This is a genomic window from Synechococcus sp. 63AY4M2 (assembly GCF_002760475.1).
Lineage (GTDB): Bacteria > Cyanobacteriota > Cyanobacteriia > Thermostichales > Thermostichaceae > Thermostichus.
The window spans coordinates 3,016,409-3,026,836 of record NZ_AXUX01000001.1 but is presented as its reverse complement, the minus strand read 5'-3'; the positions used below and the strand labels follow the sequence as shown (position 1 = coordinate 3,026,836).

Sequence of the window (10,428 nt, the reverse complement as noted above, 5' to 3'; positions counted from 1 at the left end):
GTTGAGGAGTTGAAGAAGTATGTCGAGCAGCAGGCAACGCCCAGATTGTGAGACTCAGGGGCATTGAACCCCTTCGTCTCACCGCCTATCCTCCATCCCGCCAAGCTGCGCTGTGGCGGGAGTACCCCAGAGGTTCTGATGGCGGGGATCCAACTGCAGCCACCAGGGGGATCCCCAAGCTTCCACCTCGTGCCACACCTCGGCTTGCAGGCGATAGTCCTGGCTGTGGTCAGGAGGGCTGCCCAGCCTAAAGAGGAGAATCAATCGGTGAGGGGTCTCACTCCCCCTGGCGCCAATCCGCGATAGCCCCAGCCGGGGTCTGGGCAAGGTATTCGGAGCGCCGCCATTTTCTGTCCAAAAGAACCGGGAGCTCAAAGAATCTAAGGGCGCCGCCTGCTTGCCTAGGCAGAGGCAGAAGCTGTGTCCAAGTGGGGAGAGACGCTGCCGCTGGAAAACTCCTAATATTATATTGTATATTGGACTGTAGCTGTTCATTAAAAAATGCTTAACTACTTGTTGCAAGCAGCAGATGGCGGGTTTTGAAGACTGGGCAATTGGGCCAGAGAGCGCCTGGTGTCTCCCCTTTTATGGCTGGGTAGGGACAGCGCTGGCTCTTCCTTGGGCCGCTGGCTGGATCAAGCGCAGTGGCCCACGTCCGGCAGCCTACCTCAATATCCTGCTGACCTTTGCGGCCCTTGCTCATAGCTTTTGGCTGTTGCGACAAGTTTGGGGTCGGGATCCCCAGCTCCTGAACTACCTCTGGTTTCGGGTGGCCGATTTGGACTTGTCCCTGGCTTTGGAGGTCTCGCCTCTGACGCTGGGGGCGGTGGTCTGGGTAAGCGGCTTGAGCTTGCTGGCCCAGATCTACGCCCTGGGGTACCTGGACAAGGATTGGGGGTTGGGCCGCTTTGCCGCCCTGATGGGCTTTTTTGAGGGGGGGATGACGGGGATCGCCCTCAGCGATTCGCTGTTTCTCAGCTACGCGCTGCTGGAGATGCTCACGCTTTCCACCTACTTATTGGTGGGCTTTTGGTACGCCCAGCCGCTGGTGGTCACGGCGGCGCGGGATGCTTTTCTCACCAAACGGGTGGGAGACCTGCTGCTGTTGATGGGGGTGGTGGCGGTTTCCAATTTCTCCGGCTCCTTGACCTTTTCCGGCCTGCGCGATTGGGCGGCTACGGCCAGCTTGGATCCAACTTGGGCGGCCTTGATGGGGTTGGCTTTGATTGCCGGGCCGCTGGGCAAGTGCGCCCAGTTCCCGCTGCACCTGTGGCTGGATGAGGCCATGGAGGCGCCCAACCCGGCTTCGATCCTGCGCAACTCGGCAGTGGTGGCCGCTGGAGCTTTTGTCCTCATCAAGCTGCAGCCAGTCTTGGCCCTCTCCCCTTTCACGGATGGGGTGCTGGTGGCCATCGGCACCATCACAGCCGTAGGGGGATCCCTGGTGGCCTTGGCGCAAATCGATCTCAAGCGCACCTTCTCCTATTCCACCAGCGCCTACCTGGGCCTGGTGTTTGGGGCGGTGGGGACGGGGCAGCCGGATTTGGCGCTGGAGCTGCTGCTGCTGCACGGCCTGGCCAAGGCGCTGCTGTTTATGGGGGTGGGATCCCTCATCTACACCACTTCTACCCAAGATCTGACGGAGCTGGGGGGCCTAGGGGGCCGCATGCCGGCTACGGTGGCCGCCTTTGCTGTGGGATCCCTGGGGATGGTGGCCCTGTTGCCCCTGGGGTGCTTTTGGATCCTAATCCGCCTGGCGCTGGTGTACAGCGCCCTGCAGCCGGCCCTGTTGGGGGTGTTGCTGCTGATGAATGGGCTGACGGCTTTGAACCTGGCGCGGGTGTTTGGCCTGGTCTTCTTGGGATCCCCGCAGCCCAAGACGCGCCGTGCCCCTGAGGTGGGCTGGCCGATGGCCCTGCCCATGGTCATTCTGACGGTGCAGAACCTGCTCATGCCCTGGCTGTTTTGGCGCTGGGGGCTTTATCCCGGTTGGATCCCAGAGCTGCAGCAGATGGCGGCTCTGCTGGCGGCCTCGGGTTTGCTGGGGGCCGGTGTTGGTGCTTGGCTGTACTGGGGGGGCCGGCGGCGGCTGCGCCTACCCTGGCCGGAGCTGCAGGATCTGTTGGCGCAGGATTTCTACACCGGGCAGCTCTACCAGGCTTTGGTGGTGCAGCCGGTCGGCGCCCTTTCCCGCGGACTGGAGTGGCTGGATCGCAACGGGGTGGATGGCCTGGTGAACGGAGTGAGCCTGGCTTTTTGGTTTAGCGGCGAAGCCCTCAAGTACACCCTGTCGGGGCGGATGCAGCTCTACGTGTTGCTCATTGTCATCGGGGTCGTGGTGGTTACCGCTTGGCTGCTGCGCTCGCCCCTGGTGGGATTGGCCTATTGAGACGGGAGGAACCATGCTCAGCCTTCTAATCGGGATCCCCCTATTGGGTGGCCTGCTGGTGGGGCTGATCCCCGAGCAAGCGGGGAAGGGCCTGCACCGAAGTTTGGCCTTGGGCTTCGGCCTGGCTTGGTTGGGGCTGAGCTTGGGGCTGCTGCTGCAGTTTGATCCCCAAGCGCAAGGGATCCAGATGGCCGAACAGATGGCCTGGATCCCGCAGTTGGGCCTGGTTTACGAGCTGGGGGTGGACGGGATCTCCCTGCCGCTAGTGGTGATGACCGGCTTGCTGGTATTGATTGCCCTCTGGGCCAGCGGCCCGGTGGAGCGGCCCCGCCTCTACTACAGCTTGGTGTTGCTGCTAGCAGCCGCCATTGTGGGGGCTTTTCTGGCCCAGAACTTGCTGCTGTTTTTCTTGTTCTACGAAGTCGAGCTAATTCCCCTTTATCTGCTGATTGCCATCTGGGGCGGGCCGCGGCGCACCTATGCCGCCACCAAGTTTTTGGTCTACACCGCCCTCTCGGGGGTGCTTCTGCTGATTGGCTTTTTCGGCCTCAGTTGGCTGAGCGACGCCCACAGTTTTACCTACACCGTTTTGCAGGCCCACCCCTTGCCGCTGCTGCCCCAGATTCTCATCCTCATTCCCATCCTGCTGGGGCTGGCCATCAAGATCCCCTTGGTGCCCTTCCACACCTGGCTGCCGGACGCCCACGTGGAGGCTTCCACCCCCATTTCTGTGCTCTTGGCGGGGCTCTTGCTCAAGTTGGGCACCTATGGCCTGGTGCGCTTTGGCCTGCAGCTTTTGCCCGATGCCTGGGAGCAAGCCGGGCCGTGGCTGGCCAGTTGGGCGGTGGCCAATGTGCTGTATGGATCCCTGAACGCCTTGGTGCAGCAAGACATGAAAAAGCTGGTGGCCTACAGCTCCATTGCCCACATGGGCTACATTCTCCTGGGCACGGCGGCGGCCACCCCCCTCTCCTTGGTGGGATCCGTCTTCCAGATGGTGAGCCATGGGCTGATTTCCTCGCTGCTGTTTTTGCTGGTGGGTGCTGTCTACGCCAACACCGGCACGCGGGATCTCAAGCGGCTGCGGGGATTGCTCAACCCAGAACGCGGCCTGCCACTTGTTGGCAGCTTGATGGTGTTGGGGGTGATGGCCAGCGGCGGCACGCCCGGCCTGGTGGGCTTTATTGCCGAGTTCACCCTCTTTCGGGGCAGCTTCCCCGTCTTCCCCCTGCAGACGTTGCTGTGCATGGTGGGGACGGGATTGACGGCGGCCTACTTTTTGCTGATGGTGAACCGCGTCTTTTTCGGGCGCCTCTCGGAAGTGGCCATTGCCATGCAACGACGCGCCACGGGAGAACGCCTGCCTGCTGTAGTTTTGGCCTCGCTGGTGGTGGTGCTTGGCCTCCAGCCTGCCTGGGCAACCCACTGGGTGGAGTCCACCGCCGCCCATTTGGCCAAGCCGGCGGCCCTCAATCTTGCCGAAGCAGGCGGGCCGACCACTGCTTTCGAGCCTGGGTTCTCTTCGTTGTGACGATTTAGTGATACGACTGAGTTTTTGTTGTTGTCTCAACCCCTCCTTCTCCCATGACGGCCACCCTTGTTCCCGCTCCTTCCTGTTTCTTTCTGGCTGGCTTAGATCCTCTAGAGCAACGGCGACTGGCTCCCATCGTCCAACGCCTAGAAGCAGGGGGAGCCCTTGTGCCGGATTCTTCCAGCAACCGGCTGGAGGTCATCGGCATCCTCCACAGCTACGGCCAGGTGCTGGATGCCTACTCCCAGAATTTGATCTTCATAGCCGACCACCAATTTTTGGAGCTCTTCCCAGTTTTTAAGTACTTCAACGGCGAAATCACCCTGGGCAAATGGCTGCGCTACCTCTGGCATGACCGCATCAACTACGAGTTTGCCGAATACTGCATGAAAGCCATGCTCTGGCATGGAGGGGGAGGCCTCGATCGCTATCTGGATACTCCCGAATTTGTCGAGCGGGCCAAGGTGGCCATCCGGGCCAAGTTCCGCTTCAACCCCCTTCTGCAGGGCCTCAACTTCCTCTGCCCCGACTTTGCGCTGGAACAGGTGCGCATGCTGGCCATGTACAGCGGCCTGGGCCAGTTCTGGCGGGTGATGAGCGATATCTTCCTGGCCTTGGCCAAGCGCCGCGAGAGCGAACCGCAGCTCACGCTTCCCGACGTAGTAGCCCACATTCAGCAGGGGTTGGTGGCAGCTGCCAACAAGCCCATCACCTACGCCCCCTGCATCTGGGGCCGCCGCTACGAGATCATCCCCCTGTCGGCGGGGCTGACCTTCCTGCCCGATACGGCCCTGCCCTACGTGGAAGCTGTGTTTTTCCGCTCCTTTCCCTTCATGGGCACCGTCTCCTACAATGCCCAGGCCCACCAGATCCCGGCCGAGCAGGCGGACTTCGCCTACGGCGCTTTGTATGCCGATCCGCTGCCGGTGGGGAGCGCCGGGATCCCCCCTACTCTCTTGATGCAGGATATGATGCGCCACCTGCCTGGCTATTTGCGGGAGCACTACCGCCGCCAGCCGCGCGGGGAAGATGACCTGCGGGTGAAAATCTGCCTCAGCTTCCAAAAGGCCATGTTCTGTGTTACCACCGCCGCCCTGCGGGCCCTTGCCCCCTTTCCTCTGGAAACCCAGGATCCCCAGCAGCAGTTGGCCAATCGCGAGTTTCTCGCCCCCTGGCTGCAGCGGCTGCTGGGATCCCGCCTGCTGAGGGTACAAGAAGAAGTTGACACTCCCACCCAGCGGATTCTTACGCAGCCCAAGATGGACTCGCGAAGGCGCTGTCAAGACGCCCCTAGACAGTCCTTTGAGGCATAACCTCAAAGTTCTGCTTACTTCGGACTTAAGTTCCTCCAGGTTAGTTATTGCCGCGCGGGTTTTGCACCGCAGTAGGTTGTTTTCCTGGAGAAGCTCTGTACTAACTATGAAGCAACTAAAGTGGCTCAAGGGCTTTTTCGCCCCGCACTCAAGTACGGGGCTACCAAGCTATTGTCGATGCCTAGCGAACCCGAGCGCTGTTGCCGTTGGCTGCAGCAAGTGGAAGCGGGATCCCATTTTCGGATACAATGTTTTGTCCGATTGAGGAGTAGGGTGGCGTAGCCAAGTGGTAAGGCAGAGGTCTGCAAAACCTCTATGCGCCAGTTCGAATCTGGCCGCCACCTCTCAAACCTGACATCCCCAGCGGGACCCGCATGAAAGACAAGTTGATGTTGATGATCCCCGGCCCCACTCCCGTTCCCGAGAGTGCGCTGCTGGCCATGGCGCGGGGGCCCATCGAGCACCGCAGCCAAGAGTTCAGCGCCATTCTGGAAGAGGTGACGGAGGGGTTGCGCTGGCTGCACCAGACCACCTCCGATGTGTTTGTCTTTGCCTGCAGCGGCACCGGGGCCATGGAAGCCGGGATCCTCAACACCCTCAGCCCCGGGGAGCGGGTCTTGGTGGGGGTCAACGGCAAGTTTGGCGAGCGCTGGGCCGAGATGTCGGAGCAGTTTGGCCTGCAGTGCGAGCGGATAGAGACCCCCTGGGGCGTGCCCTATCCTGTCGAAGTCTTCCAAGAAAAGCTGGCCGCCGACCGGGAGAAGACCATCAAGGCGGTCATCCTCACCCACTCGGAAACCTCCAGCGGCGTAGCCAACGATGTGCAGGCTATCGCGGCTGCTGCCCGCGAGCACGGAGAAGCCCTGGTGATTGTGGATGCGGTCACCAGTTTGGGGGCCATGCCGGTGCCTATGGACGAGTGGGGCCTAGACGTGGTGGCCTCCGGATCCCAGAAAGGCTACATGATCCCGCCCGGGCTGGGGTTTGTGGCGGTGAGCCCGCGGGCCATGGCTGCTGCCGAGCGCTCTCGCTTTCCCAAGTACTACTGGAGCTTTAAACTGGCCCAAAAAGCCCTGCGCCAGGGCACCACTCCCTTTACGCCCGCGGTGAACCTGTTTTATGCCCTGCAGGTAACCCTGCGCCTGATGCGGGCCGAAGGGTTGGAAGCCATCTGCCGCCGCCACGCCCGTTTGGCCCAGGCCACCCGCGCCGGCGTCAAGGCCCTGGGGCTGAAGCTTTTGGTCAACCCGGAGTCGGCAGCCAGCCCCTCGGTAACTGCTGTGCTGGCGCCTGAAGGGATCAACGCCGATACCCTCCGCAGCACCCTGAAGAAACGCTTCGACATCGCCCTTGCTGCCGGTCAAGACCACCTCAAGGGCAAGATCTTCCGCATCGGCCATCTGGGCTTTGTGAGCGACCGCGACATTCTCACCACGCTGGCTGCCCTGGAGTCGACCCTGCACACGCTGGGTTATGGCGACTTCCCTCCTGGAGCGGCCATCAAGGCGGCCGAGGAGATCTTGGCAAGCCCCTAGGGATCCCTTGCCCATTCTGTAGTTCTTGACACCTGGCGCCCCTCCCTTGCCCTGGCTAGAATGGGTGAGCGTTCTTAACAAAAGATAAAATTCCAGAGTCGACTGCTCTGGAGAGCTATCTGTTCCCAACCCAAGGGTTGACATGCTGGTTAGTTTGCAACGGGATCCCTGTCAAACTGCCTCGGCGGCGGAGCTGCGGCGGGTGCTGCAGGGGATCGGCCCTCTCTCCTGCCCGCTGCAGTACAACTTTCACCTGCACACCTGCTGCTCCGATGGGCGCATGGATCCGGCAGACTTGGCGGAGCAGGCGCGCCGGCACGGCCTCAAGGGCCTGGCCATCACCGATCACCACACCCTGAAGGGCTACGAGCAAGCGCAAGCCTATCTGGATCGCCCCGAGGACCCCCTGCTATGGACGGGGATCGAGATTACAGCCAACCTGCTGGGCTGCGAGGTGCATATTCTTGGCTACGGCTTCGATCCGGCGGATCCTGTTTTGGATCCCTACATCCAGGGGGAGCAAGTTCCCGGCCTGCCCGCCGCTGAGGCCATTGGGGCCATTCAAGCAGCAGGCGGCCTGGCGGTGTTGGCCCATCCCTTTCGCTACTGGCTGCCTGCGGAAGAGCTGGTGCCGGCAGCCGTGGAGTTGGGCCTGGATGGCCTTGAGGTCTACTACGCCTACAAAAACCCCGACATTTGGGCTCCCAGCCCAGAGGAGGCGGCGATTGGGGAAAAGCTGGCAGAGACCTACGGACTTTTGAAAACCTGCGGCACCGACTCCCACGGCCCCAGCATCCTCAGGCGTATCTAGCCGACTTGTCCAGCCCATCTAGGGGCGGGGATAGAGCAACTGGCCCAGGCGGCGCAACTGCTCGGCCGTGCCCATACACAGCAGCAGATCCCCCGGTTGCAACAGGGTGTCACCGCTGGGGCCGCCAATCAGCTGGCCATCGGCTCGCCGAATTGCCACCACCAACGCGCCGGATCGCGCCCTTAGATTGGCTTTCCCCAGGGTCTGGCCAACATAGGGGCATTCTTGCGCCGCCAGCTCGTACTCTTCCAAGTAAAAAGTGCGATCTCGACCCGACAGGATCCCATCCACAAAGTCCACCACGCGGGGGCGCAGGGCAGCCGCTGCCATCCGTTTTCCACCGGTGATGAAGGGAGAGATGGCGTGGGCAACGCCCGCTCGCTGCAGCTTTTGCAAAGCCTCTTCCGTGTTGGCGCGGGCAATGGTGCGGATACGAGGGTTGAGGGTGCGGGCCGACAGCACCACATAGAGGTTTTCGGCATCGCTGGAGAGGGCGGCAATCAACCCCTCGGCCTGCTGCACCCGCGCCGCCAGCAAGGTGGCATCGAGAGTGCTGTCTCCCTGGAGAGCGACATATCCCAGCTCTTGGGCCACCTGAATTGCCTCGGCCGATTGATCGATCACCAAAAAGGGCACCCCCTCTGCCTGAAACTCCTGGGCCACCTGTCGCCCAATGCGCCCAAAACCGCAGACGATGTAGTGGTTGTTCAGCGCTTCCATCTGTTTCTTCCACTTCCGCTGCCGGATCCCTTCCTGAAAATGCCCCTGGATGAGGGCCTCTGTAAAGCGGTTCACCATGAACCCGATGCTCAAGACCCCCATCAGGATCAAGGCCACCGTGAACAAGCGCCCCCGATCCCCCAGCGGCTGCACCTCCATGAAGCCCACAGTAGTTAGGGTGATAACGCTCATGTAAAAAGCTTCCACCCAAGGCCATTGCTCCACCCCGTGGTACCAAAGGGTGCCGATCAGGACAACGCCCAGCAGCGCCCCTACTCCCAAACTCAGATCCCGCTGGATACCAGGATCCCTTTTGGCAGGAGGAAACGGGGGACGAGCAGAAGCCATACGGCCCAGCCAGATCGAGCGGGGAAAAAGCGAGAACTACAATGGGTAGGAGAAAGTCAGTTGTTGAGCAGCAGCGAGTGGAGTGCAGATGCCCGAGTACATCAAGGTGGAATATCGGATCGACAAAAAAGGACAGGTGACCGAGACCGTATTGAACGGATCTGGCTCCAGTTGTACTCTAGCCACGGCAGAGCTAGAAGCAGCCCTTGGAACGGTGCAAGAACGAAAGCTGTTGCCGGAGTTTCATCAGCCAGCAGAAGCCGAGATAGAATCACAAGTTTCTTTACAGCAAACCCGCTGACTCCATCCCCTTCCCCCCAGTTTTCCCGTATCTACCTGCCTACTTTCGCTTCTTGCCCCCCTTGCCGGCAGCGCCGCTGGCTCGTGCCGCCCCAACTGCCGATTGAAACAGCCAAACCGCCAAGGGAGCAGCGACGATCAAGATAATGCTGGTGGGGCCGACGCCAAAATCCGGCTCACCGGAAGCCAACTCGAAAATCGAACCCACAGCGGCAATGGCACTGATGCAGGAAACGGCCAGGAGCAGGTAGCCTTTAACACTGGTGGTCATGGGGAACCTGTCTAACGTCTATTCGCGAAAAAGCCCTCCCACTCTCGAGAGGGCTACTTTCTATGCTACGGGCAGGGATCCCATGCCAGCAAGCCAGAGCCGGAATCTCCCTCTTAAAAAGCAACCAGAGAAGTGGAATTGGAGCGCCAGCCTAGCCCTTGACGATGATCTTGCCGACCATGCCAGCCCCCCGGTGGGGAGTGCAGTAGTAGGTGTACTCACCCAGAGGGACATCGACAAAGGCCGATTCCACCACTTGGTTGGGAGCAGTGAGCAGGGCCTTGTGGGACAGCTTGGCTGCCAGGGCCGCATCGCCACCAGGTACCTTGTCAAAGACAACGTTGTGAGGATAGACCTTGTTGTTGACCCACCGAACAGTATCTCCCTGATTGATGGTGAGGGTGGGGGGATCATAAATGAGCTGGGCCTTGTCAGAGCCCATCTTGACCGTGTAGGTTTCAGCAGCAGCAGGGTTGGACAGGAAAGCTACCGCAGCCACCCCGACTACGAGAGCGAGGAGGATGCGCTGCAGACGCTTCGCTAGGTTAAAAATGAACAACATGGATTCCTCTCAAAACGTAACGGCCGTCGCCCCCGCCTCTGCGGCTGGGCCCCCCCTTTCCAAGTTGTAAAGGAAAGGCACCCAGTCCAGCAGGGACGTTCAACTCCTATCTTAGGATCTTAAGGCGGAACAGGAACACCCATTCCCTTGCTAGAGCGAGGGGCTGTTCCAGACGGCAAGGCCACAGGGAGGGATCGGGCGACGAGATTGCCTCGAGCCTCTACCTTTCTCGTTGCCTGATACATTCACGCTGAACTCTCCTGAACATGGTTCAGGAAAGAAGCGATCGCATCCTGCCTATCTCTGAGCAGGAAGGCGGTATCCCGCAAAGCCCTGAGGAATACCCCCCGAGCGCTTTCCCCCTTCACTTCCCGGCAACCGTTGCGGTGGACTCAAGGATCAGGGGGAAACTTGGTCTACTATATCCCTCTCAATGACTTTTGCCAAACCGCCTAAAGCTCAGTAAATTCAGCAAAGTTCAGGGTTTTGGGGGTTAGAGGCATGCTCTCACCGCAAGGCGGCGATCCTTCGCCCGTGGGATCTCGGAGAGAAAACCGGCCATCTCTGAAAAACTGGGAGTGCCTTGCCGGCCAAAATCCGTAGGGTCGCCGATGCGGGAGAGGGACAAGCCGCTCTAGTCTTTAAGCA

The 10,428-nt window shown here is 60.7% G+C and carries 10 protein-coding genes and 1 tRNA gene; 7 read left to right on the top strand and 4 right to left on the bottom strand.

Translation table 11 applies throughout. The annotated features are described in order from the left end of the window. Positions 1-78: 78 nt before the first annotated feature. The gene (locus tag SYN63AY4M2_RS13435; RefSeq protein WP_240527649.1) at positions 79-264 is read right to left on the bottom strand and encodes a hypothetical protein; all 186 of its coding nucleotides are present in this window, start codon (positions 262-264) and stop codon (positions 79-81) included. A gap of 265 nt (positions 265-529) precedes the next feature. Here SYN63AY4M2_RS13435 and SYN63AY4M2_RS13430 point away from each other — a divergent pair, with 265 nt between their 5' ends. From SYN63AY4M2_RS13430 to SYN63AY4M2_RS13405, 6 genes are all read left to right on the top strand, one after another. Then, positions 530-2,389: an NAD(P)H-quinone oxidoreductase subunit F gene (locus SYN63AY4M2_RS13430; RefSeq protein WP_011430435.1), complete on the top strand. Its 1,860-nt coding sequence runs from the start codon at positions 530-532 to the stop codon at positions 2,387-2,389. 13 nt (positions 2,390-2,402) lie between these two features. Further along, positions 2,403-3,920 carry an NADH-quinone oxidoreductase subunit M gene (locus tag SYN63AY4M2_RS13425; protein ID WP_011430436.1) on the top strand — a complete coding sequence of 506 codons (1,518 nt, stop codon included), beginning with the start codon at positions 2,403-2,405 and terminating at the stop codon, positions 3,918-3,920. A 53-nt stretch (positions 3,921-3,973) separates the two neighbouring features. Further along, positions 3,974-5,233 carry a CO2 hydration protein gene (locus tag SYN63AY4M2_RS13420; protein ID WP_011430437.1) on the top strand — a complete coding sequence of 420 codons (1,260 nt, stop codon included), beginning with the start codon at positions 3,974-3,976 and terminating at the stop codon, positions 5,231-5,233. Positions 5,234-5,505: 272 nt separating this feature from the next. After that, a tRNA-Cys gene (locus tag SYN63AY4M2_RS13415) sits at positions 5,506-5,577 on the top strand. A 30-nt stretch (positions 5,578-5,607) separates the two neighbouring features. Then, positions 5,608-6,768 carry an alanine--glyoxylate aminotransferase family protein gene (locus SYN63AY4M2_RS13410; protein ID WP_011430438.1) on the top strand — a complete coding sequence of 387 codons (1,161 nt, stop codon included), beginning with the start codon at positions 5,608-5,610 and terminating at the stop codon, positions 6,766-6,768. A gap of 142 nt (positions 6,769-6,910) precedes the next feature. After that, complete coding sequence (locus SYN63AY4M2_RS13405; RefSeq protein ID WP_011430439.1) at positions 6,911-7,579, top strand: PHP domain-containing protein; 669 nt, start codon at positions 6,911-6,913, stop codon at positions 7,577-7,579. 18 nt (positions 7,580-7,597) lie between these two features. On the opposite strand, the gene SYN63AY4M2_RS13400 is transcribed toward SYN63AY4M2_RS13405, so the two are convergent. Further along, positions 7,598-8,647, bottom strand: a complete 1,050-nt coding sequence (locus SYN63AY4M2_RS13400) for a potassium channel protein (protein WP_011430440.1) — start codon at positions 8,645-8,647, stop codon at positions 7,598-7,600. Positions 8,648-8,735: 88 nt separating this feature from the next. On the opposite strand from SYN63AY4M2_RS13400, the gene SYN63AY4M2_RS13395 reads away from it, so the two are divergent. Then, positions 8,736-8,948 (top strand): DUF2997 domain-containing protein, encoded by a 213-nt coding sequence (locus SYN63AY4M2_RS13395; protein ID WP_011430441.1) that lies wholly within the window; start codon positions 8,736-8,738, stop codon positions 8,946-8,948. A 39-nt stretch (positions 8,949-8,987) separates the two neighbouring features. Here the strand turns inward: SYN63AY4M2_RS13395 and SYN63AY4M2_RS13390 are convergent, their stop codons facing one another. Together SYN63AY4M2_RS13390 and petE are read right to left on the bottom strand one after the other, a co-directional pair. Beyond that, positions 8,988-9,218, bottom strand: coding sequence for a hypothetical protein (locus SYN63AY4M2_RS13390; protein WP_011430442.1), 231 nt, complete (start codon positions 9,216-9,218; stop codon positions 8,988-8,990). Positions 9,219-9,369: 151 nt separating this feature from the next. Continuing rightward, a complete protein-coding gene (gene petE, locus SYN63AY4M2_RS13385) occupies positions 9,370-9,780 on the bottom strand; it encodes a plastocyanin (protein WP_011430443.1) in 411 nt (136 codons plus the stop codon). Positions 9,781-10,428 lie beyond the last annotated feature (648 nt).

Coding starts and splice junctions, on each gene's coding strand:
- petE (WP_011430443.1), bottom strand. CDS start 9,780: ATGTTGTTCATTTTTAACCTAGCGAAGCGTCTGCAGCGCATCCTCCTC.
- SYN63AY4M2_RS13400 (WP_011430440.1), bottom strand. CDS start 8,647: ATGGCTTCTGCTCGTCCCCCGTTTCCTCCTGCCAAAAGGGATCCTGGT.
- SYN63AY4M2_RS13395 (WP_011430441.1), top strand. CDS start 8,736: ATGCCCGAGTACATCAAGGTGGAATATCGGATCGACAAAAAAGGACAG.
- SYN63AY4M2_RS13390 (WP_011430442.1), bottom strand. CDS start 9,218: ATGACCACCAGTGTTAAAGGCTACCTGCTCCTGGCCGTTTCCTGCATC.
- SYN63AY4M2_RS13420 (WP_011430437.1), top strand. CDS start 3,974: ATGACGGCCACCCTTGTTCCCGCTCCTTCCTGTTTCTTTCTGGCTGGC.
- SYN63AY4M2_RS13425 (WP_011430436.1), top strand. CDS start 2,403: ATGCTCAGCCTTCTAATCGGGATCCCCCTATTGGGTGGCCTGCTGGTG.
- SYN63AY4M2_RS13405 (WP_011430439.1), top strand. CDS start 6,911: ATGCTGGTTAGTTTGCAACGGGATCCCTGTCAAACTGCCTCGGCGGCG.
- SYN63AY4M2_RS13410 (WP_011430438.1), top strand. CDS start 5,608: ATGAAAGACAAGTTGATGTTGATGATCCCCGGCCCCACTCCCGTTCCC.
- SYN63AY4M2_RS13430 (WP_011430435.1), top strand. CDS start 530: ATGGCGGGTTTTGAAGACTGGGCAATTGGGCCAGAGAGCGCCTGGTGT.